Origin of the sequence: Rhodococcus sp. 852002-51564_SCH6189132-a, assembly GCF_001665495.1 — a bacterium.
Lineage (GTDB): Bacteria > Actinomycetota > Actinomycetes > Mycobacteriales > Mycobacteriaceae > Rhodococcus > Rhodococcus pyridinivorans.
This window is the reverse complement of record NZ_LZMJ01000036.1, coordinates 60,198-85,249: the sequence shown is the minus strand read 5'-3', so window position 1 is coordinate 85,249 and position 25,052 is coordinate 60,198. Positions and strand designations below refer to the sequence as shown.

Annotated in this window: 23 protein-coding genes; 7 read left to right on the top strand and 16 right to left on the bottom strand. The window is 68.4% G+C overall.

Annotated features, from left to right (window positions below; genetic code table 11):
* Positions 1-73 precede the first annotated feature (73 nt).
* Genes A5767_RS07770 through A5767_RS07760 form a run of 3 tightly spaced genes read left to right on the top strand, consistent with a single transcriptional unit; the run spans position 74 to position 3,679 of the window.
* Complete coding sequence (locus A5767_RS07770) at positions 74-1,204, top strand: thiolase family protein (RefSeq protein ID WP_006550733.1); 1,131 nt, start codon at positions 74-76, stop codon at positions 1,202-1,204.
* A 40-nt stretch (positions 1,205-1,244) separates the two neighbouring features.
* Complete coding sequence (locus A5767_RS07765; RefSeq protein ID WP_024102416.1) at positions 1,245-2,009, top strand: SDR family NAD(P)-dependent oxidoreductase; 765 nt, start codon at positions 1,245-1,247, stop codon at positions 2,007-2,009.
* A gap of 14 nt (positions 2,010-2,023) precedes the next feature.
* The gene (locus tag A5767_RS07760; protein WP_064852051.1) at positions 2,024-3,679 is read left to right on the top strand and encodes an AMP-binding protein; all 1,656 of its coding nucleotides are present in this window, start codon (positions 2,024-2,026) and stop codon (positions 3,677-3,679) included.
* A 126-nt stretch (positions 3,680-3,805) separates the two neighbouring features.
* Here the strand turns inward: A5767_RS07760 and A5767_RS07755 are convergent, their stop codons facing one another.
* Positions 3,806-4,990: an acyl-CoA dehydrogenase family protein gene (locus A5767_RS07755; protein WP_019290607.1), complete on the bottom strand. Its 1,185-nt coding sequence runs from the start codon at positions 4,988-4,990 to the stop codon at positions 3,806-3,808.
* 166 nt (positions 4,991-5,156) lie between these two features.
* On the opposite strand from A5767_RS07755, the gene fabG reads away from it, so the two are divergent.
* The 3 genes from fabG to A5767_RS07740 all read left to right on the top strand — a co-directional run bounded on the left by fabG (position 5,157) and on the right by A5767_RS07740 (position 8,182).
* Positions 5,157-5,897: a 3-oxoacyl-ACP reductase FabG gene (gene fabG / locus A5767_RS07750; RefSeq protein ID WP_006550729.1), complete on the top strand. Its 741-nt coding sequence runs from the start codon at positions 5,157-5,159 to the stop codon at positions 5,895-5,897.
* A 40-nt stretch (positions 5,898-5,937) separates the two neighbouring features.
* Positions 5,938-7,149, top strand: a complete 1,212-nt coding sequence (locus A5767_RS07745; protein ID WP_039584365.1) for an acetyl-CoA C-acetyltransferase — start codon at positions 5,938-5,940, stop codon at positions 7,147-7,149.
* Positions 7,150-7,321: 172 nt separating this feature from the next.
* Complete coding sequence (locus A5767_RS07740; protein ID WP_064852034.1) at positions 7,322-8,182, top strand: endonuclease domain-containing protein; 861 nt, start codon at positions 7,322-7,324, stop codon at positions 8,180-8,182.
* Positions 8,183-8,259: 77 nt separating this feature from the next.
* Here the strand turns inward: A5767_RS07740 and A5767_RS07735 are convergent, their stop codons facing one another.
* The 9 genes from A5767_RS07735 to A5767_RS07695 form a co-directional block, all read right to left on the bottom strand.
* Positions 8,260-9,360 carry a class I SAM-dependent methyltransferase gene (locus tag A5767_RS07735; protein ID WP_006550726.1) on the bottom strand — a complete coding sequence of 367 codons (1,101 nt, stop codon included), beginning with the start codon at positions 9,358-9,360 and terminating at the stop codon, positions 8,260-8,262.
* Between the two features lie 56 nt (positions 9,361-9,416).
* Complete coding sequence (locus tag A5767_RS07730) at positions 9,417-10,328, bottom strand: LysR family transcriptional regulator (RefSeq protein ID WP_064060036.1); 912 nt, start codon at positions 10,326-10,328, stop codon at positions 9,417-9,419.
* Positions 10,329-10,332: 4 nt separating this feature from the next.
* Complete coding sequence (locus A5767_RS07725; protein WP_006550724.1) at positions 10,333-11,202, bottom strand: LysR family transcriptional regulator; 870 nt, start codon at positions 11,200-11,202, stop codon at positions 10,333-10,335.
* A 44-nt stretch (positions 11,203-11,246) separates the two neighbouring features.
* Positions 11,247-12,041 (bottom strand): enoyl-CoA hydratase/isomerase family protein, encoded by a 795-nt coding sequence (locus A5767_RS07720; protein ID WP_064852033.1) that lies wholly within the window; start codon positions 12,039-12,041, stop codon positions 11,247-11,249.
* A 2-nt stretch (positions 12,042-12,043) separates the two neighbouring features.
* Positions 12,044-12,805: a crotonase/enoyl-CoA hydratase family protein gene (locus A5767_RS07715; protein ID WP_006550723.1), complete on the bottom strand. Its 762-nt coding sequence runs from the start codon at positions 12,803-12,805 to the stop codon at positions 12,044-12,046.
* Position 12,806: 1 nt separating this feature from the next.
* Positions 12,807-13,871, bottom strand: a complete 1,065-nt coding sequence (locus A5767_RS07710) for an MBL fold metallo-hydrolase (protein WP_064852032.1) — start codon at positions 13,869-13,871, stop codon at positions 12,807-12,809.
* Positions 13,868-15,433, bottom strand: a complete 1,566-nt coding sequence (locus A5767_RS07705; RefSeq protein ID WP_006550721.1) for a long-chain-fatty-acid--CoA ligase — start codon at positions 15,431-15,433, stop codon at positions 13,868-13,870. Before A5767_RS07705 ends, A5767_RS07710 begins: the two co-directional genes overlap by 4 nt.
* A 138-nt stretch (positions 15,434-15,571) precedes the next feature.
* Positions 15,572-15,895 carry a putative quinol monooxygenase gene (locus A5767_RS07700; RefSeq protein ID WP_006550720.1) on the bottom strand — a complete coding sequence of 108 codons (324 nt, stop codon included), beginning with the start codon at positions 15,893-15,895 and terminating at the stop codon, positions 15,572-15,574.
* Between the two features lie 125 nt (positions 15,896-16,020).
* Complete coding sequence (locus tag A5767_RS07695) at positions 16,021-17,160, bottom strand: DUF418 domain-containing protein (RefSeq protein ID WP_064852031.1); 1,140 nt, start codon at positions 17,158-17,160, stop codon at positions 16,021-16,023.
* A 160-nt stretch (positions 17,161-17,320) separates the two neighbouring features.
* On the opposite strand from A5767_RS07695, the gene A5767_RS07690 reads away from it, so the two are divergent.
* Positions 17,321-17,845, top strand: a complete 525-nt coding sequence (locus tag A5767_RS07690) for a pyridoxamine 5'-phosphate oxidase family protein (protein ID WP_064852030.1) — start codon at positions 17,321-17,323, stop codon at positions 17,843-17,845.
* Between the two features lie 21 nt (positions 17,846-17,866).
* On the opposite strand, the gene A5767_RS07685 is transcribed toward A5767_RS07690, so the two are convergent.
* The 6 genes from A5767_RS07685 to A5767_RS07660 all read right to left on the bottom strand — a co-directional run bounded on the left by A5767_RS07685 (position 17,867) and on the right by A5767_RS07660 (position 25,030).
* On the bottom strand, positions 17,867-19,354 hold the full coding sequence (locus A5767_RS07685) for a TerD family protein (RefSeq protein WP_064852029.1): 1,488 nt from the start codon (positions 19,352-19,354) through the stop codon (positions 17,867-17,869).
* Positions 19,355-19,357: 3 nt separating this feature from the next.
* Positions 19,358-20,593 carry a TerD family protein gene (locus tag A5767_RS07680; RefSeq protein WP_064852028.1) on the bottom strand — a complete coding sequence of 412 codons (1,236 nt, stop codon included), beginning with the start codon at positions 20,591-20,593 and terminating at the stop codon, positions 19,358-19,360.
* A gap of 42 nt (positions 20,594-20,635) precedes the next feature.
* Complete coding sequence (locus tag A5767_RS07675) at positions 20,636-21,412, bottom strand: hypothetical protein (RefSeq protein ID WP_064852050.1); 777 nt, start codon at positions 21,410-21,412, stop codon at positions 20,636-20,638.
* A 65-nt stretch (positions 21,413-21,477) separates the two neighbouring features.
* Entirely contained in the window at positions 21,478-22,584 is a 1,107-nt protein-coding gene (locus tag A5767_RS07670) for a cysteine protease StiP family protein (RefSeq protein ID WP_064256825.1), read from the bottom strand.
* Positions 22,581-23,876 (bottom strand): phosphoribosyltransferase family protein, encoded by a 1,296-nt coding sequence (locus tag A5767_RS07665; RefSeq protein ID WP_064852027.1) that lies wholly within the window; start codon positions 23,874-23,876, stop codon positions 22,581-22,583. Before A5767_RS07665 ends, A5767_RS07670 begins: the two co-directional genes overlap by 4 nt.
* Positions 23,873-25,030 (bottom strand): HpcH/HpaI aldolase/citrate lyase family protein, encoded by a 1,158-nt coding sequence (locus A5767_RS07660; protein WP_064852026.1) that lies wholly within the window; start codon positions 25,028-25,030, stop codon positions 23,873-23,875. The genes A5767_RS07665 and A5767_RS07660 overlap by 4 nt, the downstream gene beginning before the upstream one ends.
* Positions 25,031-25,052 lie beyond the last annotated feature (22 nt).

Below are 25,052 nucleotides of genomic sequence, written 5' to 3'. Positions count from 1 at the left end.
CACCCGGCCGGTCGTCTTTTCCCACCACGGTTGCCCGGCAACCGTGTCCCGCAACAGCAAAGGACCGATTCGCATGCGCGATGCCGTGATCGTCGACGCCGTCCGTTCCCCCATCGGACGTCGCGGTGGTGCACTGTCCGAGATCCACCCCGTCAACCTGTCCGCCCACGTGCTGACCGCACTGGCGGAGCGGACCGGCCTCGATCCCGCCACGATCGACGACGTCCAGTGGGGTTGTGTGAGCCAGGTCGGCGACCAGGCCGGAATCGTCTCGCGCAGCGCCGTGTTCGCGGCCGGATGGCCGGTCACCGTACCCGCCACCACCATCAACCGGGCGTGCGGATCGAGCCAGCAGGCCGTGTCCTTCGCCGCCGCGACCGTCATCTCCGGCCAGAACGACGTCGTGATCGCCGGTGGTGTCGAGTCCATGAGCCGTGTGCCGATGGGCAGCGCCGGCAAGGACGGTCAGCACTTCCCGCAGAACGTGCTCGACCGCTTCGAGGTCGGCGGCTTCAGCCAGGGCATCGGCGCCGAGATGATCGCCGAGAAGTGGGGTTTCTCCCGCACGCAGCTCGACGAATTCTCGCTGCGCTCGCACGAACTGTCCGCAGCCGCCACCGACGCGGGCGCCTTCACCGGCCAGATCGCCGTGGTCGGCGAGTTCGCCACCGACGAGGGCATCCGCCGCGGCGGCACCGTCGAGTCGCTTGCCAAGCTCGAGACCGTCTTCAAGGAGGACGGCGTGATCCACGCCGGCAACTCCTCGCAGATCTCCGACGGTGCCGGCGCCCTGCTCATCACCACCAGCGAATACGCCGCGGCGCAGGGCTGGACCCCGCTCGCACGCATCCACACCGCCGTCGTCGCCGCCGACGACCCGGTCGTCATGCTCACCGGCCCCATCCCCGCCACCGAGAAGGCCATCGAGCGTTCCGGTCTGTCCATCGACGACATCGGCGCCTTCGAGATCAACGAGGCCTTCGCGCCGGTGCCGCTCGCATGGCAGGTCGAGACCGGCGCGAAGCCCGACCGCCTCAACCCGCTCGGCGGCGCGATCGGTGTCGGCCATCCCCTCGGCGGCTCCGGCGCGATTCTCATGACCCGCCTCGTGCACCACATGCGCGACAACGGCATCCGCTACGGCCTGCAGTCGATGTGCGAGGCCGGCGGCATGGCCAACGCCACCATCCTCGAACTGCTCTGATCTCACGTCACCCAGCTGCTACGAATCCGAAGGAAACACTATGGAACTCAAGGGTCTGTCCGTTGCCGTCACCGGCGGAGCGTCCGGTCTCGGTCTCGCCACGGCACGTCGCGTCCTGGCCGCCGGCGGCAACGTCACCCTCATCGACCTCCCCGGCTCGAACGGTGAGGAGATCGCCAAGGAGCTCGGCGACGGCGCCGTCTTCGCCCCCGGCGACGTGACCGATTCGGAGCAGTTCGCTGCGGCTCTCGACGTCGCGCACGAGCGCGGCGGCCTGCGCGGTGTCGTGCACTGCGCCGGCGCCGGACGCAAGATGCGCATCCTCGACAAGGAGGGCAAGGCCGGTTCGCTCGAGGACTTCGAGTTCGTGATCCGCCTCAACCTCATCGGCTCGTTCAACGCGCTGCGCCTCGGCGCCGAGCGCATGGCCGAACTCGACCTCATCGAGGACGAGCGTGGCGCCGTCGTCATGACGGCCTCCGTCGCGGCCTTCGAGGGCCAGATCGGCCAGATCAACTACTCGGCGTCCAAGGCCGGCATCGTCGGCATGACGATCGTCGCCGCACGCGACCTCGCCAGCAAGGGCATCCGCGTCAACACCATCGCCCCCGGCATCATGGACACCCCGCTGCTCGCCCGCCTGCGCGAGGACGTCCGCAAGTCGCTCGAAGCGACCGTGCCCAACCCGTCGCGTCTGGGCCGACCCGACGAGTTCGGGCAGCTGGCCACGAACATCCTCGAGAACGGCTACATCAACGGCGAGACCATTCGCCTCGACGGCGCCATCCGTATGGCACCGCGGTGAACCGGGCGTCGACCATGACCTCGGCTTCCGACCTCGCACAGCGCAGGCTGTCGTACCCGGCGACGACGATGGCGGTGTGGGCACCGAGCCTCGCCGCCGTCTACGGCGACCGTCCCGCGGTGATCGACGGCGACCGGGTGCTCACCTACAACGACCTCGACGCACGCTCGGCGCAGTTCGCCGGCGTGCTGCACGAGGCCGGGGTGCGGGCCCGCGACGTGGTGCTCCTGCACCTCGGTAACTGCGTCGAGTTCCACATCGCCTACTACGGTGCGCTCCGCGTCGGAGCGGCGGTCACGCTCGTGAATCCGCTGCAGCCCGAACCGGGTCTGCGCCGGCAGATCGAGGAGACTTCCGCAGCCGCGGCGGTCACCGGTTCCGCACAGGCCGACACCCTGTTCCGGGCTGCGTCCGGAACGAGTATCCGGTTGATCGCGGTCGTCTCCGACGAAGCGGTCACCGCGCCGGGTGCCGTGCGCTTCGGCGATGCGCTCGAAGGACGTCCGCAGACCTTCGAACCGGTCGTCACCAGTCCGGACGATATCGCGCACATCGCGTACACCGGTGGCACGACCGGCATTTCGAAGGGCGTGCGCGTCCTGCACCGCAACGTCGTCGGCAACGTCACGCAGATGTGTGCGTGGCGCGCCGGGCACCAGCTGGTCGCCGATGTCGACGGGCGCATCTCGCTCGAACCGATCGGCGACCTGAAAATCGCCGGTGCGGTCCCGGGTCAGGGTTCGACGATCGTGGTGTCGCCGCTGTTCCACGCGCACGCGCTGATCAACACGTCGTTCCTTCTCGCGTGCGGCCTGACCCAGGTCCTCGCGGGTCGCTTCGATCCGGCCCGGATGCTCGAGCTGATCGAACGGTACGAGGCCGGCTACATCACCGGCAGCCCGGCGATGTGGCACGCCCTCGCTACGCATCCCGACGTCGAGACCCGCGACCTGTCCACCGTGCGGGTCGTGTCGTCCGGTGCCGCTCCGATCGACCACGTGACCCTCGGGAACCTCGAGCGTGCGTTCCCCAACGCACGTATCGCGGAGGGTTACGGGCTCACCGAGGGCACCTGCGTCGTCACGGCGATGCCGCTCGTCGTCGACTCGGAGTACCGCCTCGGAAGCGTCGGCCTCCCGGTCTTCGACACCGAACTCGAGATCCGCTCGCAGATCGATCCGACCGTCGTCCTCCCCGACGGAGAGCTCGGCGAACTGTGGATCCGCGGACCGCAGGTCACCGACGGATATCTCGGACACCCCGAGATCACCGCGGAACAGTACGTCGACGGCTGGCTCGCCACCGGCGACATCGCCTACCGCGATGCCGACGGATTCGTGTACATCGCCGACCGGGCGAAGGACATGTTGATCTACAAGGGCTACAACGTGTATCCGCGTGAGCTCGAAGAGATCCTGGTGACCCATCCGAAGGTGTCCACTGCGGCGGTCGTCGGGCGGGAGGCAGGCGCGATCGGTCAGGAGCCGGTAGCCTTCGTCGTCCCCGTCGACGGCGAGAAGCCCGCCGCGGAGGAGCTGAAGGCGTACGTCGCCGAACAGGTCCTGCCGTACAAGAAGATCCGTGAAGTGGTGGTGGTCGACGCATTGCCGACCTCCGCCGCGGGCAAGATCCTCAAGACCGATCTGCGATCGCGACTGACGGTCTCCTGACCCCGCACACGAGAAACCCCCGGCATCCGATGCCGGGGTTTTCTTCGCATGCGGTGGAAGGTGATTCGCAAGAATCGGTTCGGGGGCGGTTCCGGACGTACCTGTTCCGGAACCGCGCCCCGAAGGTCAGGAGTTCTTCTGTTGCTCCTGCTTGACGAGTCCGCCGCCGATGATCAGACGCTGGATCTCGCTGGTGCCCTCGTACAGGCGCAGCAGACGCACGTCGCGGTAGATCCGCTCGACCGGCACCTCGCGCATGTAGCCGGTGCCACCGTGGATCTGGACGGCGAGATCGGCGACCTTGCCGACCATCTCGGTGCAGAACAGCTTCGCGACCGACGGTGCGATGCGGCGGTCGGTCTCCTCGACCCACGCCTTCGCGGCGTCGCGGACGAGGGCGCGGCCGGCCATCACACCGGTCTGCTGGTCGGCGATCATCGCCTGCACGAGCTGGAAGTTTCCGATGGGGTTGCCGCCCTGCGTGGCGGTCGCGGCGTAGGCGACAGACTCGTCGAGTGCGCGCTGGGCCTGGCCGACCGACAGTGCGGCGATGTGCACGCGACCGCGGGCGAGCGAGACCATGGCGGCCTTGTAGCCGACGTCCTCGCTGCCGCCGACGAGCGCGGAGTTCGGCACACGCACGTCGTCGAAGTGCACGTCGGCGGTCCAGGCGCCCTCCTGGCCCATCTTGGCGTCCTTGTTGCCCACAGTCAGGCCGGGGGTGTCGGCGGGGACGAGGAAGACCGCGATTCCGGTGCCGTTCCCGTCTGCCGGACGGGTGCGGGCGAACACGACGAACAGGTTCGCCAGCGGCGCGTTGGTGATGAAGCGCTTCTCGCCGGTGATCACCCAGTCGTCACCGGCGCGCACGGCCTTGGTGCGCAGACCCGACGGGTTCGAGCCGGCGCCCGGCTCGGTGAGGGCGAAGGATGCGACGACCTCGCCGGAGGCGATGCCCTCGAGCCACTGCTGCTTCTGCTCGTCGGTGCCGAAGTTGACGAGCACCTGGCCGGCGATGCCGTTGTTGGTGCCGAACATCGAGCGCAGCGACAGGGTCGTGTAACCCAGCTCCATCGCGAGTTCCGCGTCCTGCTGCAGATTCAGGCCGAGGCCGCCCCACTCCTGCGGGATGGCGTATCCGAACAGGCCCATGTCCTTCGCGGCCTGGCGGATGTCCTCGGGAATCGCATTGGTCTCGGCGATCTCCTGCTCGCGCGGCACGACCACGTTGCGCACGAACGCGCGGGTCTGCGCGAGGATCTCGCGGAAGTCGTCCTCGTCGACCTCGGGGGCCGGGATGGAGAGTGTCATGTCTACAACCTTCGTGCGGCCGCGGGGAGGTGTCCAATACGAATGGCGCCATTCCCGTATAGGCATTGTCGATGGATGAGAGCCGTTCTACCGGCCGGTTCGCCGTTATATTCGGAGCATCGACTTGTCTGGGGGCCATCCCGAGTCCCGCCGAAAGGAATCGTAGATGTCTCTGTTGGAGAACCGCACTGCCGTGATCACCGGTGGCGCTCAGGGAATCGGCTTCGCCATCGCGCAGGAGTTCGTCGACGCCGGCGCCCGCGTCGTGATCGGCGACCTCGATCTCGATGCCGCCACCGCCGCCGCCGAGAAGCTCGGAGGGCGCGACGTGGCCCGGGCTGTGCGCGCCAACGTCGTCGAGTCCGCCGACTGGGACACCCTCCTCGCCGAGGCCGTCGACGGTTTCGGTTCGCTCGACGTGGTGGTCAACAACGCCGGTATCACCCGCGACGCGACGATGCGCACGATGACCGAAGAGGACTTCGACCTCGTCATCTCGGTGCACCTCAAGGGCACCTGGCACGGCACCCGCAAGGCCGCCGCGATCATGCGTGAGGCCAAGCGCGGCGCGATCGTCAACATCTCCTCGCTGTCCGGCAAGGTCGGCATGGTCGGCCAGACCAACTACTCCGCCGCCAAGGCGGGCATCGTCGGCCTCACCAAGGCCGCCGCCAAGGAGATGGCGCACCACGGCGTCCGCGTCAACGCGATCCAGCCCGGCCTGATTCGTTCGGCGATGACCGAGGCCATGCCGCAGAAGGCATGGGACCGGAAGATGGCCGAGATCCCCATGGGCCGCCCCGGCGAGGTCGACGAGATCGCCTCCGTCGCACTGTTCCTCGCGTCCGACATGTCCTCCTACATGACCGGCACCGTCCTCGAGGTCACCGGCGGCCGCTTCATGTGACGGTCCATCCGTCACCTCCCTCTCTTCCCGAAAGGTCATCATGCGTGAAGTTGTCATCTGCGAGCCGGTCCGTACCCCGATCGGCCGCTACGGCGGAATGTTCAAGTCCCTCACCGCAGTCGATCTCGGTGTCGCGGCTCTGAAGGGTCTACTCGAGCGCACCGGTGTTGCGCCCGAACAGGTTCAGGACGTCATTCTCGGTCACTGCAACGGCAACAGTGAGGCCCCGGCCATCGGCCGCGTCGTCGCTCTCGACGCCGGTCTGCCGATCACGGTGCCCGGCATGCACATCGACCGTCGCTGCGGTTCGGGCCTGCAGGCCGTCATCCAGGCCGCCTTCCAGGTCGGTAACGGCGACCACGATCTCGTCGTCGCCGGTGGCACCGAGTCGATGAGCAACGCGGCGTTCTACTCCACCGATATCCGCTGGGGCGGCGCCCGCACCGGTGTGCAGATGCACGACGGGCTGGTCCGAGCCCGCTCGACCGCCGGTGGCCGTTTCTACCCGGTGCCCGGCGGCATGATCGAGACCGCGGAGAACCTGCGTCGGGAGTACTCGATCTCCCGCGACGAGCAGGACGAGCTGGCCCTGAACTCGCACCTGCGTGCAGTCCACGCCCAGAAGAACGGGATCCTCGCCGAGGAGATCATCCCAGTCACGGTGAGCAGCCGTAAGGGCGACGAGGTCATCGACACCGACGAGCACCCGCGTCCCGACATCAGCCTGGAGACCCTGGCCAAGCTGAAGCCGATCATGGGCAAGCAGGATCCCGAGGCCACCGTCACCGCCGGCAACGCCAGCGGCCAGAACGACGCCGCCTCCATGGCGATCGTCACCACCCCGGAGAAGGCCGCCGAGCTGGGCCTGACCCCGCTGGTGCGGTTCGTCTCGTGGGGCGTCGCCGGTGTCCAACCCAAGGTCATGGGTATCGGCCCCGTGCCGGCCACCGAGGTCGCCCTCGCCAAGGCGGGCATCACCCTCGCCGACGTCGACATCATCGAGCTCAACGAGGCGTTCGCCGCGCAGGCCCTCGCGGTGACCCGCGAATGGAAGTTCGGCAAGGCCGACTTCGAGCGCACCAACGTCCACGGCTCCGGCATCTCGCTCGGCCACCCGGTCGGCGCGACCGGCGGACGCATGCTCGCCACCCTCGCCCGCGAGCTGTACCGTCGCGAGGCCCGCTACGGCCTCGAGACCATGTGCATCGGCGGCGGCCAGGGCTTGGCAGCGATCTTCGAGCGCGTCGCGTAAGCAGACAGCTCCCGGTTCGGGGAGGTTGTGTTCGGTTTTCTCGAGAAAACCGAACATAACCTCCCCGAACTTCTTTCGTCGCAGGTGACCGGGCTGGGGATGACGCCGGATTGTCCACAACCGGGCCTCGACGCGGCGTCAGGAGGCGCGTCGCGCCCGGCATGCTCGGCGCGTGATCGACTTCGACGAACCGTTCTCGGGACGCGCGGCACTCGCTGCCGGCGTCGTCACGCGGCATCGGCTCGCACGCGACTTCGTCCACCTCCACCGCGACGTCTACATCCGACGAGGGATCCCGGCCACCCCGCTGCTGCGTGCGAAGGCGGCATGGTTGTGGTCGCAGGGCCGCGGCGTCCTCGCGGGAGTGTCCGCCGCTGCCGTGCACGGCACTCGATGGCTCGACCCGGATGCGGCGGCCGAACTCGTCCGCTCCGATCACGTCCGGTCGGCGCCGGGCATCTCGGTCCGACGCGCCCCGAAGCTCGACACCTGCGTGGTCGACGGGATGTTCGCGACCACACCGGCGCAGACGGCCTTCGATCTCGCCCGGCGAATGCCGTTCGATCGGGCCGTCGAAACGATCGACGCGCTCTGCAACGCGACCGGCCTGAAGGTGCCTGAGATCGAGGAACTCGCGACGAGGAGCAAAGGCGCACACGGTATCGGTGCCGTGCCGCGGGTGCTCGCCCTCGTCGACGGTGGGGCTGCGTCACCGCCCGAGACCCACACGCGTCTGCTCCTCGTCCGTGCCGGTCTCCCACCGCCGGAGACCCAGATCGAGATCTTCGACGGCGACGTGTTCGTGGCGCGAGCCGACATGGGATGGAAGCAGTGGCGGGTGCTCGTGGAGTACGACGGCGTGCAGCACTGGACCGACCCCACTCAGCGCACCCGCGACATCGATCGGTACGCGGTGCTGCCCGAACTGGGGTGGGCGGTCATCCGGGTCGGCGCCGACCTCCTCTACCGGCGGCCCGAAGTCTTCGTCGAACGGGTGCGGCGTGCTCTGGGAGCGGCCGGTGCGCCCGTCTGAGCAGAACTTCGGGGAGGTTGTGTGCGTGTTCTTCGAGAAACCCGAACACAACCTCCCCGAACTTTCGACGGGCCACGCTATTCGGTGCGGAGGAGGTAGAAGCGGAAGAAGCCGAAGTCCTCGATGGGGAGCACGTCGACCTCGGTGAAACCGGCATCGAGGGCATAGCGGCGCAGGGTCGCGGGACGCATGACGGTGCCCGTCGCGGCGCTCGGGGTGTGGCTCATACCGTCAGGGAGGCAGATGGTGAGGCTGTAGCCGTACATGAGCCGTTCGACGTCGTCGCCGGGCGCGGTGAAGGTGTCGGCGACCGCTTCGTCCATGACGATCATGAACCCGCCGGGTGCGAGCGACCGCCGTACGGCAGCCAACACTTCGACCGGTCGGGGCATGTCGTGGACGCACTCGAATGCGAAGGCCGCCTGGAAGTTTCCATCGGGCAGTTCGGACGCGTCGCACTGCGTGAACGTGACGCGTTGCGCCACATCGGCATTCTCCGCGAGGTTCGACCGGGCCATCTCCACCGACGGGGCGTCGATGTCGAAGCCGTGAACCTTCGCATCCGGATAGGTGCGCGCGATCGTGATCGTCGACCATCCCCCGCCGCAGCCGATGTCGGCGATCTGCGCGCCCGGCTGCCCGAGCACCCGGTCGACCTCCGGTACCGACCGCAGAGCATCGGGCAGCGCCTTCTCGAACAGCGGCCTGTTCGCGTCGGCCTGTGACTCGCACACGTCGCGGCCGAACTGGCTCCAACTCACGCCGCCACCGTTGCGGTACGCCTCGAGCAGACCGGGAAGCTGCATCGTCGCGCCGACGATCATCCGGGCGAGCGGCGCCATGTACGCCAGGCTGTGCGGATCGGTGAGTACCTCGCGACCGACCGCAGACAGCGTGAAGCGTGGGGGATCGCCGTCGTCGACGTCGAGCAGACCGGTCAGAGCCTGCTGCTCGAGCCACTCGCGGGTGTACCGCGGGTGGGTTCCGGTGCGTTCGGCCAGTTCGTCGGCCGTCGCAGGTCCGTCGTCGGCGAGGCTTCGGTACCAGCCGAGACGGTCGCCGACCAGGATCGTGAGGGTGTCCATGGTGCCGAGGACGGAATCGAGGACGCGCTGCGCGTACGCGTCGACGGAATCGAGGTGGACGGAGGAAGTCGTCGAGGTGGACATACGGATCATCTCCCGAGGAGAAGTGGATGTCGTCCCCACCATCGTCGCCCCCGGATCCCCGGATGTCACCGTTCCGTCGGGAGTTGCTCCTCCGCGCCGGACTCCTCGGACGACCGCACGAAGTCGACGAAGGCGCGACCGGCCTTCGACAGCGAGGCCGGGTCGAACACCAGTCCGTACGACTGCGCGAAGGTCGGCTCGCACGGACGGACCACCGCGACGTCCTGCGCCGACTCGGCGAGCGACCGTTCGACGAACGACCCACCCAGACCGGCGAGCACCATCGGCAGGCGGGCCTCGCGATGATCGGTGAGCACGGAGATGGGACGGCGCACCTCGGCCTGCCGCATTGCGTAGTCGATCGCGTCGCTCACGGAGCCACCACCGCGCGGCACGAACACCATCGGGATGTCGGGGAGCTCGGCCAAGGACAGCGGCCCGGGTGGCAGGTCGGTGCCGGGGGGATAGGCGAGCCAGTACTCGGTCTGTCCGAGCTCGATGATCTCGAGACCCACCTCGTCCTCGACGGGCAGATGGGTGACGACGAACTCGCAGTAGCCGTCGTGGATGACCGACGCGGTGAACTCCTCCGCACGCAGATCACCGAGGCGCGCGGTGACTTTGGGATGGAGACGGCGGAACTCGGAGACCAGGTCGACGATCGGGCCGGTTGCGAGAGCGGGGAAGACCATCAGATCCAGTCGGCCCGTCACCTCGGTCGTCGACACGGTGAGCAGCTCCTCGACCGCGTTCACATCGCGGAGGATCTGCCGGCTCGGGCCGATCAGTGCCTTGCCCGCCGCGGTGAGCACCATGCCGCGCCCGATGCGGTGGAACAACTGCACCCCCAGCTCGCGCTCGAGGCTGCGCAGTGCCTGGGAGACGGTGGGCTGGGCGACGCCGAGCTCGGCGGCCGCGCCGTTGATGCCGTCGTTCTCCACGACGGCGAGGAAGTATTCGACCTGACGGAACTCCATGTCGTCACGCTTCCCAGGGGGTGCCGGTGGTGGTCGCCACGAATGCGGCGGCAGCGGGGGACAGATCGCCGGGTCGCATCACCAATCCGACGGGACGCCGGAACGGTGGGTCCAGGGGCCGGACGACCGCACCGGGGATCTGCTTCTCGGCGACGCGACGCGGCACGATCGTCCCGGCGGTGCCACGCTCGACGAACTGCCACAGGGCTGCCTGGTTGGCGCAGTCGACGACGACGTTCTGATCGCCGAGCAGTTCACCGGTGCGTGCGGCGCTCGCGCGGGAGCCGAGGTCGAGGACCAGCGGGAAGTCGCGGACCTGGGCCCGGGTGACGGGGTCGGGCACGTCGGCGGCGAGGTCGGGGTGCACGGCGAGCACCATCTCCTGCTCGAGGACCGGAACGGTGATCATGCCGGCGTGATCGACGGACAGGTCGGTGATGCCGATCTCCGCCTCGCCGCGGCGCAGCGCCGCGTGGACTCCGGGAGGGCCTTCGGCGTCGTTCACCCGCACGGTCAGGTTGGGGTAGCGCCGACGGAAGCGCTGGACGAACTCGATGACGGGGTGGATCGAGAACGTCGCGAAGGTGACGATCTCGACACGACCGGCCTGGAGATCGCGCACCGCCGCGACCTTCTGTTTCGCCCGCTCGACGTCGGCCAGGATGCGGCGTGCGGCGCCCTCGAGGACACGACCGTCCTCGGTGAGGGTGAGCCGTCGGCCGGTGCGGTCGAACAGGGTCGTGTCGAGGCGGCGTTCGAGGGTGCGGATGGCCTGCGACAACGACGGCTGCGAAATGTAAAGTGCCTGAGCAGCTTTCGTGATCCCGCCGTGGTCGACGACCGCCACGAAATAGGTCACGAGGTGCAAGTCCACCCGATTATCGTAGGTGACGCTCAGAACCGTCCCGGACGCAACCGTCAGGAAGGGGTGTCTACCGGGCGCGGTACCCGCCATCCGCCGGTGAACGACGGCTCGCGTTTGTCGACGAATGCACGCATCGCATCGGGGGCGTCGGTGGCGTGGTTGATCGCCTGCGAGCGGGCCTCGTTCTCGAGTGCTTCGCGGAGCGTGAGCGACGAACCCTGCTCGAGCATCCGCGCCGACATGCTCACCGCGACCGGCGGGGCGGCGGCCAGCCGCGCGGCCAGTTCGGCGGCGCGACCGGCGAGGGCGTCGGGCTCGACGAGCTCGGTCACCAGGCCCAGGTCGTATGCTTCCTCGGCGCACACGATGTCGGCGAGCATGACCAGACGCTTCGCCTGGTGCAGTCCCACGAGGCGCGGCAGGATCCACGACCCGCCGAAGTCGATCGACAGTCCGCGCCGCGCGAAGATCTGACCGAACTTCGCGGTGCGGGAGGCGACGACCACGTCGCACAGCAACGCCATGTTCCATCCCGCGCCCACCGCATACCCCTCGACCTGCGCGATCAACGGCTTCGAGAACTCCGCGACGGCGAGCGCCGTCTCGTTGATCTCCCGCATACGGTCGAGGGGATGGGCGGAGTCGCGCCGTTCCATGTCGGCACCGGTGCAGAAGTCACCACCGGCGCCGGTGAGGATCACGGCGCGGACGGAATCGTCGTGCTGGAGCGCACCGAACGTCTCACGCAACGACCGCCACGCCTCGACCGTCATCGCGTTCTTGCGCTCCGGTCGACTCAGCGTGATCGTGGCGACCGAGCCGTCCTGCGCGACCAGAACGTCCGACATTCCTACTCGCCCTTCCAGACCGGTGCGCGCTTCTCGGCGAACGCCCGGGCGCCTTCCTTGGCGTCGGCCGACGCGAAGACCGGGTCGATGAACTTGCGCTGCGCGACGAAGGCGTCGGGGTCGGTGTAGTTGGCGGCCATCGCGACGACCTGCTTGGTGGCCTTGACGGCGAGGGGGCCGTTCGCCGCGACGCGGGCGGCGAGTTCCTTTGCCACGGTGAGTGCTTCACCGGGCTCGGTGACGCGGTTGACCAGGCCGTGCTGGTGGGCGACCTCGGCGGTGAGTGGGTCACCGGTGATGGCCAGTTCCATCGCGAGCGGGTAGGGGAGGATCTTCGGCAGGCGCAGCAGGCCGCCGGCCGCCGCCGCGAGTCCGCGCTTGACCTCGGGGATACCGAACTTCGCTTCGCGCGACGCGACGATCAGGTCGGCGGACAGGGCGAGCTCGCATCCACCGGCCAGGGCCCAGCCCTCGACGGCGGCGATGAGCGGCTTGCTCGGCGGTGCCTCGGTGAGGCCACCGAAACCGCGGCCGGGGATCGACGGGCGCTCCCCGCGTGCGAACGCCTTCAGATCCATTCCGGCGCAGAACGTTCCGCCGGCACCGGTGAGGATGCCGATGGTCAGGTCGGGGCGTGCCTCGAACTCGTCGATGGCCGCGGCCAACGCCTCCGAGACCTCCAGGTTCACGGCGTTCTTGGCCTCGGGGCGGTTGAGGGTGAACACCGCGACGCCGTCGGCGAATTCGGTGAGGACAACGCTCATGTCAGTTTTCCTTCGTATGGGTCGGAGTGGAGAGAGTCCAGTGGGCGGGAGTTCCACCGTCGGAACGGATGTCGCCTCTATCGGCGAGAACGAGCAGATGGGCCTGGGTTTCGCGGACGGCGAGTCGCTGCAGCCGGGGATCCATCACATCGATAGGACGCGACCACGTGACGCGGGTCGTGATCTCCCACGCCGTCGACTCGGGCCTGGACGCGACGGCATCGCGGATCTCGTCGAGACGGACCTCGTGGTGGTCCATGAGTTGGCGTGCGCGTTCGGTGACTCCGCGGAACCGGTACTCGTGGGCGGGCAGCACCTCGCAGTCCGGCAGAGCCGTCGTCGCATGCAGCGACAGCAGGTATCGGTGCAACGGGTCGCCCAGTTCGCCGGGGCCGGAGGAGATGTTGGGGCTGATGCGCGGGAGCATGTGGTCGCCGCTGAACAGCAAGTCGCGGTCGCGGTCGACGAAGGCGAGGTGACCGGGCGTGTGGCCGGGCGTCCACACCGCTTCGATGTTCCACCCGGGCAGATCGAGTCGATCACCATGAGCGAGAACGACATCCGCGCTCTCGCCTCGGGGGAAGCGGACGAGTTCGAAGCGGGCGGCCTCGACGACCTCGGGCGGTGCGCCGAGTCCGGTGAGGTCTACGCGCCATGCTTCCTTGTCGGCGGCGGCGTCCTCCGGGGTGAAGTGCCCGAGGGCGGCGGCGTCGGCGGCGTGCATCGCGATCACAGCGCCGGTCGTTTCCTCCAACCGGGGTGCCAGACCGAAATGGTCGGGATGCAGGTGAGTGATCGCCGCGTAGCGCACCTCGGTGATGTGATGGCCGGTCGCGGCGACACCGGCCACGAGGGTGTCCCACGACTCCTCGGTGTCCATACCGAGGTCGATCAGGGCGAGGCCGTCGTCGAAGGCGAGCGCATAGGACAGCACGTACCGCAGCGGGTTCTTCGGCATCGGAACCGGAATCGACCACAGTCCTGGCCGCACCTCTTCGACCGGTGGCAGTACGCCGGCCGCCCACGCTTCACGCTGGACGGTACCGAGATCCTCGGTGACGATCATGACGTCGTTCCTTCCCGTGCAGGAGCGAACTCGTCGCGCAGTGTGCGCTTCAGGATCTTGCCGCTGGCGTTGCGAGGCAACTCGTCGACGAAGTGGATGTGCCGGGGCTTCTTGTAGGAAGCCAGACGTTCGACGGTGAACTCGAGGAGTTCGGCCTCGGTCGGTGTCTCGGCTCCGGGCGCGACCCGCACGACGGCGGTCACGGCCTCGCCCCACCGGTCGTCCGGAACTCCCACCACTGCGACCTCGGCGACGGAAGGATGTTCGGAGATGACCGATTCGACCTCGATCGGGTAGACGTTCTCACCCCCGGAGATGATCATGTCCTTCACGCGGTCGGTGACGAACAGGTAGCCGTCCTCGTCGATGTGCCCGGCATCGCCAGTGCGCAGAAAACCGTCCTCGGTGAACAGGGCGGCGTTCTCGGCCTCGCGTCGCCAGTAACCCTGTGTGTTGTTGCGCGACCGGCTCACGATCTCACCGGTTTCGCCGCGGGGGAGCGGTTCGCCGGTGGCGAGGTCACGGATCTGGACCTCGATCCCCGGCAGCCCGGTGCCGGCCGAACGTAGGAGGTAGGAGCGCGGACCGTGCGGGTCGTGGTCCTCGGCACGTAGCGCTGTGAGGGCGCCCATCGTCTCGGTCATCCCGTAACGCTGCACGAAGCGGCAGCCGAGGGTGTCCATGGCGCGGGCGAGTTGCGTGGGCGTGATGGGAGAGGCGCCGTAGGCGACCAGACGCAGCGCCGACAGGTCGTAGTCCGACAGGTCGGGCATCTCCACGAGCATGTTGATCACCGACGGCACGAGGAATGCGTGGGTGATGCCGTGCTCGGAGATGGCGGCCGCCACCAGGTTCGGGCGCATCTCACCGAGCAACACCAGGTGCAATCCCGCCGACAGGGTCGTGCTCATCCAGCCGGCGCCGGCGATGTGGAACAGGGGCAGCGCGTCGAGGGACACCGAGTCCTCGGTGAACTCGTACAGCGCGAAGTTCTGCGGTTCGTTGAACAGGTTGTGATGCGTCGCCACAACACCTTTGGGTCGACCCGTGGTGCCCGAGGTGTAGAGCTGCAGCACCTCGGTCCGCGGGTCGTCGCCGAAGCCGGGGTCGATGTCGTCACCGGAGGCGACGAAGTCGTCCCACGACCGTGCACCGGGAACGGTGGAGGCGTCGCCGACCACGACGATCTGTACGGCGGGCAGGACTGTGGCGGCAGCGCGGGCCGATGCGGCGAACTCGTCCTCGACGATCAGGACGTCGAGCTGCGCGTCGTCGGCGATGTCGGCGATCTCGCCCGGGTTCAGGCGCCAGTTGAGCGGGGTGAAGACCAGTCCGGCCTTGGCGCAGCCGACGAACGAGGACGCGCCGGGTAGGCCCATGCGCAGCAGTGCGCCGATGCGCTCGGACGTCGCCGGAACGGTCGCGAGCGCCGAGGCGACCCGGTTGGTGAGCGCGTCGAACTCGGAGTAGGTGAGTGTGGTTCCGCCGGAGCTGACCGCCGCACGATCCGGATGTTCGACTGCCAGCTGCCGGATTCGGTTGGGAAGGTGCAACTCGCTCACATCACGCTCCTGATCGACACGGCCGACGCGCGGACATGCCGTCCACGCCGTTCCAGTCGATCACGATCGTGACTGCTGCCACAAAGACCTGCAGCCGTACGCAACGTTAGGGCAAACCTATGGTCTCGAGGCGATCGATCAGTCGATCTGCAGTTCACCCATCCGGCCCCACTCGGTGCCCGGAATCTCCGTGTTGAGGATGCGCGGGGTCTCGACCAGCGCCGGCCGCATTGCGTCGAGCCCCCTGCGGAAGTGATCGGACTTCACGTGCTCGGATCCGGCGTCCCCGTCGCGGAACGCCTCGACGAGAACGAACTCGGACGGATCGTCCACGCTGCGGGACCAGTCGAACCACAGGTTCCCGGGTTCGCTGCGAGTCGCCTCGGTGAACTCCGCGGTGGTCTCGAGCCAGCTGTCCTGGTACTCCGGCTTCACCTTGAAACGGACCACGATGAAGATCATCTTGCCTCCGGTCGGTAGATGTTGGAGGGACGGATCGTCCCTTCGTCGAACATATCGCCGTACTCACCGGTGAGGGCGTCGAATCCGTGACCGAGCGGCAGACCCCCACGAGGCAACCCGACACGTCAGCGACGTTCCGTCAGCCGCTCGTAGGACACCCGCCACACCCATTCGACCGGTCCCTGGCGGAATCGGCCGAGCCACCAACGGGATCCGACGACCATCACCGCTCCCACCGCGATGTACACCGCGATCGTGAACGGGACCCGCATGGCGGGGTCCACGGTCTTCGCCAGACCGAATCCCCAGTCGTAACAGAGCACCGACGCGACGATGTTCTGCAGGATGTAGCAACTCAGCGCGGTCCGCCCGATGCGTTCACAGGCGGTGCCGACCGTGCCGGTGGTGGACCTGCCGATGTATAAGTGGGCGATCCACGCCAGCAGGCCGAGCGCGACGAACGGGGCGATGCCGTAGCGCGCTGCGAATACACCTGCGGCACCGCCGAACAGACCCACGGCGAGGTCGAGCGGTGCTGCGATCGCCCCGACCACCATCAGCCGCCGGCGCAGCACCGCACCTCTGCTGTCGAACAGCCCGGAGGAATACAGTGCGGCGCCGGTCAGGAACAGCGCGACCGTCATCGGGATCACGAAGATCACCTCGGCGCGGAACGCAGCGGCGTTGTCCACGCGGAAGACGATCATGTCCCACCAGGTGGCGGTGGTCAGCTCGGGGGTCTCCGCATTCGGCGGTGAACTGGCGAGCGCCACGACGAGCGCGGTCACGGCCAGCGCGTGAACAGCGACGGCCGTACCCGCGACCCACAGCCGCACACGACGGGAGGAGATCACGAGCCCGCACACGAGCATGGACGTCAGCGCATACCCCATGAGGATGTCGAACTCGGCGACGAGCAGGTAGTGCACCACCCCGTCGACGAAGAGCAGGGCGGCGCGTACCCGGTAACCGCCGGGCCACGGCCGCCCCGCTCGCTGAGCGGACGCCGCCTGCACGGCCAGGCCGATCCCGAACATCAGTGTGAGCAACCCGAGGAACTTTCCCTGCGCGAGTTGCATGAGGATGCGTTGCGGCCACGGATCGGTGCCGATCGAGGCGAGATATCCGACGATCCCGGCGGGGTCGGTGAAGATCCAGACATTGGCGGCGAAGGTGCCGAGGATGGCGATCCCCCGGGCCACGTCGAGGGCGAGGATACGTTGCTGTCGCGTCGTCGAACCGGTGACCGTCATGATCCTCACCATGCGATGCGGCGGGGTCGGCGCGCGTCGGCCGACCGGGGGATGACGGGTCCTCCATGCGGGTGACCCGCGTTCGGTGATCTCCCCGAGAGCAGACATCGGCGAGGAGAACAGAGCAGGAACTGTCGGGTCCCGTGAGCCTCGGTGATGTGAACATGGAGCCATGCACGAAACCCCCACCGAGCTCGCCGACCTCCAGGTGCTCCTCGACACGTCGCTGTCCCGGTCCACATCCCACCTGAGGTCGATCGTCGACGAGTCGCGGACCCTCACGGCCGAGCAGCTCGTCGAGGTGCTCACGGGCATGTGCGTCCTCTCGCTGGCGACGGTCACCGCCGGCGGGGAACCGCGCATCAGTGCTGTGGACGGACATTTCCTGCACGGCAAGTGGTACTTCGGCACGGCCCGCAACGCCGCCAAGGCCCGGCATCTCGCCGCGCGTCCCGCGGCCAGCGCGGCGCACGTGCGCGGGGAGGACCTCGGCGTGTTCACACACGGCCACGTGGAGATTCTCAACCCGCGCGGCGGTGAGCCGGCCGACGACTGGCCCGAACTGCTCGCCTACCTTCAGTCGTTCTACGGCGGGGACGCGTTCGACTGGAGCGAGGAGGTGGTCTACTACCGCCTGAACCCGCACTGGATGACCGTGTACGCGCCCGATGTCACGACACTCGTCGATCGGCGCTGATCCCTCTGTGCGAGGGGACGATCAGTCCGGAAGCGAACTACCACCCAGCGCGCCGCGCAGATGCTCGGTCTCGGTGGGCAGGCTGTCGGGAACGAACGTCCATCGGCCTCCCGTCCACGGATCGGCCAGCTCCCCGTCGACGGGAAGCTTCTGCGCCTCGTCCCACAGGATCTCCGCGACCCGATCGTCCGGGGGATCACCCGCGAGGACGACCGAGACCCGGCCGGCACTGCCGGTACGCGCGATCCGGACGATCTCGGGCAGGTCGTCGTGGTCGTAGCCGTAGGGGAACCCGGCGAGGACCAGCAACACGGGTGAGGCGGTCTCCGCGTCGACCTGCCGGGCGAGCGTGTCGAGGTCCGCCGCGTCGGCCAGCCCCCGGAGTCTGGCGGGGACCCGCGACCGGTCGTGGACGGGCGGTCCGGCAAGTCGGGCTGCGGTGAGGGGTTCGAGTGCGGGCAGCGTCCGCCCGGGATCGACGAGGTGCAGCAGGGTGTCGGGCCGGGCCGTGAGCAGTCGCACGACCACGGACGACACGACGGGACCGAGGTCGGCGGGGTCGCCGTCGATCCACAACGGTCGCGTGAGCGGTGCCGGCAGGCACAGGGGGATGCGCAGCGGACCCAGATCGGGCGCCGTCACCTCACCCACCCGCACGCCGTCGCTCGGCAGGTGCAGGTGCATCCAGGCCGGGGAGATCCAGGATGCGAGTGCGGGCGGCAACGTCGCGTCGACGGTGAGCAGTTCGGCGGCGAGCACCGCGCTGTCGTCGCGGTAGCGGGCCTCGGCGACACCGACGAGCTCGTCGTAGCGCTGCTGCGCACGCGCCCGGGCACGGTCGGCCTCGGGCTCCATGCGCCGGGCGGGATCGGCCACAGCTGTCGAGAGTTCGTCGTCGAAACGGTGCTGGGCGAACTCCGCACTCGACGTGTACGCGGCGGCCGATCGGGCGGCGTCCTCGAAGATCCGCCACAGCACCTCGAGAGGTGAGAGGCCGATGACCGGGCCGGGCCCGGGAGCGGCCACCTTCTCCGCGTCGGAGGGTGACTCGACCTCCACCCCGTGCGCGGTGAACATCTCGGCGAGTGCACCGGCGTATCCCTGGCCGAGGGCGCGGATCTTCCATTCGTCGTGACGACGGTAGATCTCCCAGCACAGCAGCGCCGTCTCGGTACCGACCGCCGGTTCCACGTGAAACGACGCGAGGACGGTGCCCGCCGCGTCGCACAGCGAGGTCGACACCGCTGCGGGTCGCTCGCAGCCGACCGCACACAGCACGCGTGCGCCGGGACGGACCGCGTCGACGTCGACGACGATCACCTTGCCCTCGAGCCGAACGCCCGCCGTCGTCGGTTGGTTGTAGAACACGACGTCGTCGGAGGACGCCACCTGCAGGCCGTCGTCCACGACGAACGCGCACACGTCCAGAGGGACGGATGCGGTCGCCGTGAAACGGGCCGTGCGGGTCGGCAGCGGGGCGTTGCGCCCCGCTGTGAAGAGTTCGCCCACCGGTCAGACGGCCAGGAACCGGCCCAGTTGCGGCGCGGCCTCACCGGGATGCTTCGCCTGCATGCCCTCGCCGATGGCCTGCAGCTTCCATTCGCTGCCCTGGCGGTAGACCTTCGCCATGACCATGCCCGTGAACGGCATGCCGCCCTGCAGCGTGTAGCGGGCCAGCTCGGTGTCGATCGTGCCGTCGACGAGACGGCAGAACGCGTTCTGCACCTGCTCGAAGGTGTGGCCCTTGTAGGAGGTCACGATGAACATCACCGTCGTGACATGGGCGGGGACCCGCGTGAGGTCGACAAGCATCACCTCGTCGTCGCCCTCACCGGCACCGGTGAGGTTGTCGCCCTGGTGCTGGACCGAGCCGTCCTTCGACTGCAGCTGGCCGTAGTACACGACGTCGGCGATCTGGTTGTCGGCGAACATCACGGCCGAGGCGTCGAGGTCGATGTCGGCGGAACGGTTGCCGAACAGGCCACGCTTCTCCACCGGATCCCAGCCGAGCCCCATGCGCAGGAAGGTCAGCGCGACGCCGCCGTCCTTGCGGAGGGTGACCTTCTGGCCCTTCACCAGGCTTACCGGGCGGTTCTTCGTGAGGCTGACCTCCGCAGGCTGTGCCGGAGGTGCCGGCTGTGCCGGAGGTGGTGTCTGCTGCACGGGCGGTGTCTGCTGCACGGGCGGGGCCGGAGCCGGCGTGGGAGCGACGGGCTGAGGTGCGGCAGCAGGCTGGGCGGGTGCGTCGTCGACGCTGACCCCGTGATCGGTCACCAACGCCGCGAAACCGCCCGCATATCCCTGGCCCACGGCGCGGACCTTCCACGCGCCCTGGCGCCGGTACAACTCCAGCGCGATCACGATGGACTCGGTGCTCAGTCCGTCGATCCGGTACTCGTACAACACCGTTCCCGCACTGTCGGACACGCGCGCGGTGGGCGGTGCGAACCGGCCGAAGCTACTCGACGCGTCGTCGAGGGTGATCACGGCGCGCACCTGATCGATGTCGGCGGGAACCTGCGCGAGCGACACGGCGAGCGAGGCCGCCTGCCCGGGCGCGCCGGATACGAGACGCACACCCGGCCCGGTGGGCTGGTTGAAGAACACGAAGTCGGCGTCGGAGCGCACCTTGCCGTCGGCCTTGACGAGCAGTGCGGACAGATCGGCGGGCGTGGTCAGCTCGAGCGAGACGACGACGTCGGACGCGGTGAGCGGTCCGTTCTGACCCTTGGAGAGCGGAGTCGGCAAGAGATGTGTCCTCACTGTGTCGGTGACCGGGCACCTTCTACTCTACGAAGCGACCGGAAGACGAGCGGATCGGGCGAACCAGGCGAGGATCTCCTCCCCGGCGGTGACGCCCGCGGCGTCGGTCACCGAGACGGTCGGGTGGCGCCAGTCCATCAGTTCGAGTTCGCCGTGGCGAGGCCGGATCGCGGCGTCGGCGGCCTTCAGCATCTCCGCATCGAGCGCACCGTCACCCGCGGCGAAGACCGGGGCGTCGTCGGTAAGCACCCCGCGGTCTCGGAGCCGGCGGTGCACCTCGGCCACCGCGCGGCTCTTGCACACGCTGTTCGGCATCGTGTAGATCTTCCGGCCCTGCTGCGACGCGTTCCAGCCGCGCGTCGAACACCACTCGTGCCAGTCGTCGAGAAATCCCGCCGGTTGCGCTGCGACGTCGACGACGAGGTAGCAGAACAACTCGTCGGCGATACGGAACTTCGACACCCAGTCCTCGGAGATACGGCGGCGCAGTTCGGTCGTCACCTCGTCGAGGCTCGCACCCCCCGCGCGTACCGCTGCTTCCACGGTCCTGCGCCAGTGCGGGTCGAGATGCCCGTCCTCGAGGATCGACCCACCGTTGCTCGCGATTGCATAACGCCACGGACCGCCGGGGAGGTCGATGCGGCGGAACTGTTCGGGTGTGCGCGTGGTCGTCGGCACCATCGCGACCTCGCCGGCGAGCGTCCGAAGCTGTTGCGCAGCAATGTCCGTGACGTACGACAGCGGTGCGCTCTCGTAGTACTCGACACAGAGTAGATCCTGCGTGTCGAACTGGTCGCCGGTCATCGCGGCGCGCGAATAGATGAGGGTGCGGTCGAGATCGGTGGCGACCAGTGCGGTCGCAGTGCTGGTCACGGCAGGTCCTTGATCAGTCCCATGCAGGAGTAGGCCAGGTCGGGAACCTCCTCGACGGGAACGTCGCGAGCGGCCGCGAGCATCCGGATATGGGCGTGCTCGTCGGCGGTGATGTCGCGCACCAGAACCTTCCAGGGAACGCGGCGCAACAGCACGCGGGTGGTCTCTCCGACACCGGGTTTGACGAAGTTGACGCTCGAGATGCCGTACTGCGCCCGCACCCGCTCGACGGACTCCCAGCCGGCCCAGGTGGGGGTGCGGTCGGATTCGAGCACTGCCTGCGCGGCCGATGCGACGTCGCCGCACGTGTCGAACTCCGCGGCGACGGCGTCCAGCAGATGATTCGACACGTCGTCCGCGGCCAACTCGGCGTAGAACTTGGCGCCGTGGAACTCCCCGGGGCCGATCAGGCTGTCGTTGAGGACCGTTCGTGAGACCAGTCCGGAGACGGTGGAGTTCAGGCAGGCGGAGGCGATGAGAAAGTCGTCGCGCGTGCCGTAGGTGCGGACGCAGTGGCCGGGGTCGGCGAGTACCGCGAGATCGTCGGACAGGACGGGACCGCCTCGCGCGGTGTATTCGACGAGCGCAGCGGACAGTTCACGCGCGATCGCGCCTTTGCCCGTCCAGCCGTCGACGAAGACGACCGACGCGGGAGCGTGCCGCGCGGTGATGTGGTCGAGAGCGGCGGAGTCGATGCCGCGACCCCGGACGATCGACACGGCGTAGTGCGGCAGCGTCAGACCGTGGTGGTGCAGCGCCCATCGACGGATCAGGATGCCGATCGGGGTGCCCGCCCGCGCGAGCGACACGAGGGTCAGGTCGGTTCCGCGTTCGGAGAGAAGCAGTTCGGTGACCGTGCCCACCGCGTGCGCCAACCGGCCCGCAGTGCCGGCCAGTGCCTTGTCGAACAGTTCGCGGTAGGCGGCGTCGGGTTGGTACTCGATCGGCAGGGACTCCGCGTAGTGCGCGAGACCCGCCTGGATCCGCGCCTCCCGTTCGGCGATGTCGCCCTCCAGGTCGGCGTGGGAGAGATCCTTGAGCAGCCACGTCACCTCGTCGGGCGCGTAGGAGCCGAACTCGGGTCCGGTCAGTGGCACGGTCATACGGTCTCCCTGTGGGTGCGCAGCACCGTCGGATCGGTGGCGGGCACGATCACGACGAGGACGTCCTCACCGGCAGCAGTGAGCACGTCGAGAACACCTCCCGGTGCGCGCAGGCGGTCGGTGTCGGCGGGCGAATCGATGACGAGGATCAGCTCGGCGCGGACCTCGGTGGACGTAGGCGACTGCGCGTTGTAGAGGAAGCGCGGCACCTCGTTCTCGAACTCGCTGTCGATGTGTTCGGGTGCGGTGAAACGGAATCCGCGGCGCAGCGGATATCCGTCGACGTCCATCACGTGGACGGGGGAGCGGGTCGTGGTCTGGAACAGGGCGGGAGTGCCGCGGTCGACGAGTGCCTCGGCGAGTCGCAGCGGCAGATACATCAATTCCTCGTGTCCGACGACGACGGCGGGTCGCCGGGCGTCGCGTACGTCCGCGATCGTGTCGGCGAGCGTCGACAGAGCCGCGTCGAAGGCCGCCGCGTCGGTGCGCAACATCCCGTGCCGCCCGCCGTCGGGCACATGGGACGGCCACGCCGCGTGGAGGAACCGGACGTCGCCGCGTTGCTCCCCCACCGGATTGAGGAGAGGGTCGGGTAACGCCGCGACCCGCGCGACGAGATCGTCGGGGACGACGGATCGTCCGGCGGCCAGGCTCACGTGCTCGATGCTCGTGCCGAGTTCCGCGGCGACCTCTGCCGTCCGGCGGCGATCCTGTTCCGACCGCATGTCGACGAGGGAGGCGAGGACGTAACGATCACGCGGATGATCGCGGTGCAGCGCGCGGATGGCGTCGAGGGCCGTTGCTCCCGTGGAGATCTCGTCGTCGACGAGCACGAGCGGTGCGGCGTTGGCGAACAGTGCGCCGGAGGTCGGCTGCAGCAGGTGGAAGGTCGCGTGCGAGTGCCCCTCCTCGAATCCGGTGAGCACCTCCGCTCCGGGAACCTGGCGTCGCGTCGAATGCAGACAGCATGCGGCGTCGAGGGCGTCGGCCACGCAGTGACCGAGACCCGTTGCGGTCTCGGCGAATCCCATGACGACGGCGTCGGATGCCGCATCGCCGAGGAGGTCGGTGACGAGCCGGCCGAGCCGGTGACCGGCGCCGCGCACCGCGGCCGGTTCGGTGGGGATGTGCTTGCCGAGAACCGTGGAGACGAGCAGGTGCGCACGCCGTGGATTGCGTCGCAGCCCGGGCCTGACGAGCTCGGGAACCGTGTAGCCACATGACGACTCCGCATGTTCGAGAGCGAAACCGAGCTCTGCGGTGGCCCAGGGGATGTCGAGAATATCGGTCATCGGTCCACCAACGCCGTCAGCAGGTCGACGAAGGTGATCCCCTTGCGGGTGACACCGAACACCGACGCGCGCAACAGGGTCTGCTCGGCCCACGTACGGTGGGGTCGTCGTTCGTTCATCTTGTTCCCGTATCCCGAGGCCTGCACACCACCGGTGTCGCGATCGAGGATGTCGGTCGCATCGTGGAACTCCTCGTGGGTCACGGCCGACAGGGCATGCACCGCAGCGACATGCGACGGATGGATGACGGTCTTGCCCTGGATGCCGTTGGCGCGGTCGAGGGCGATCTCGCGCAGCAGACCGTCGAGGTCGCGGCTGACGAGCTGCTGACGGAACAGCACGGCATCCTGTTCCTCGAAGGGTGTCGAGCGCAGCATCGGTCGGAACATGCGTTCGTGGTCGGCAAAGTACTCCCAGACGGGCCCGGTGATGACGAAACCCGTTCCGTCGGTTCGCCCGAGGTGGTTGACGATGTCGGCGATCACGTCGACGACGACCCGGACGTCGTAGATCGTCAGGTCGCGGTCGCGCCGGATACCGAAGGTCGCGCACATGTCGGTCGCGCCGATCCGGACGGCGAGGATGCGGTGGCGATGTTCGGCGAGGATGCTCGAGATCGCACGCAATTCGCCGTCGCGGGTCTCGCGGTGGACGACCTCGGCCGACTCGATGACGGGCATCGCGTAGAGGTGACGGCCGAGGAGGTCCGACGCCGCGGCCACCGCCTCGAGGAAGACGGGGCCGGTGTGTGCGGTGAACTTGGGCACCACGAATCCGGTCAGCACGGCCTTGCCGGCGCCGAGCATCGACGCGATCCGCCCGACACCGTCGGCGGTGCGGACACGGACGAACAACATCATCGGCGTCGGTCCGCGTTCGGCGAGCGCATCGAGTGTCGAGACGGCGTTCTGCAGGCCCTGCTCGACCTCGTCGTCGGCGACGGCGTCCTCGAGGTCGAGCACCATCGACGTCACACCCTCGGCCGCACGTTTCGAGATGGTCGTGACGAGATCTCCGCGCGTCGCGGGTACGTAGAGCGTGGCGCCGAGAGCGGTCGCCAGGCGGTCGCGATCGTCGCTGTGCCCGAACGGCTCGGGACGGTGCAGGAACAACTCCTCCATCGTCGCGCCGTCGAGATGCCGAAAGTGCTGCATGGCGCGCACTTCGGTAAGCGTG